General features: G+C 54.3%; 1 protein-coding gene. It reads left to right on the top strand.

Annotation, left to right across the window (positions count from 1 at the left end; translation table 11 throughout):
- Positions 1–257: 257 nt before the first annotated feature.
- On the top strand, positions 258–556 hold a 299-nt coding region (locus tag QME84_12780; GenBank protein ID MDI6875138.1), incomplete at its 3' end, for a transposase.

The raw sequence follows: 556 nt of genomic DNA, 5'->3' as shown, positions 1-556 counted from the left end.
CCCAAAAATGCCCATCTACCTGGTATTTTGGAAATGCAACTGTAGAAGATGAGTTTAACTTTAGCTGTGCCTTATGGCGTCCTACCCTTAATCTTCATTATCGATAGGGTTGTGCCCATAAACTTATGTAAAAACTTCTAGGCAATAGTTCTTGGACAAAGAAGGCCACCGCTCTCCAAGATAAGGGATCAAGTAACGGATTCCTTAGCTGAAAGGAGAACGATGGCTAAGAAAAGGGTATGACCATGGAGGAGGCAATGCAGGAGGTACTGGCCTCCGAGGAGGACAACCCCCTGGGCATGATGCTCAAGTACATGGTCCAAAACATCCTGGAATGGGAGATGACCGAGCATGTGGGGGCGGAACCCTACGAGAGGACGGAGGAGCGCAAGGGCTACCGCAACGGCTACCGTCCCCGAGTCCTCGTGACCGCCGTGGGGGACCTCCACCTCCTGGTCCTGAAGGACCGCGACGGCACCTCCTCCCCCTCCCTCTTCTGCCGCTACCAGCGCTCGGACAAGGCCCTGGTGCTCGCCCCCATGGAGATGTACCTTCA

The sequence above is a fragment of the Actinomycetota bacterium genome, from assembly GCA_030019255.1.
Lineage (GTDB): Bacteria > Actinomycetota > Geothermincolia > Geothermincolales > RBG-13-55-18 > Solincola_A.
This window is presented reverse-complemented; position numbering and strand designations above follow the sequence as displayed.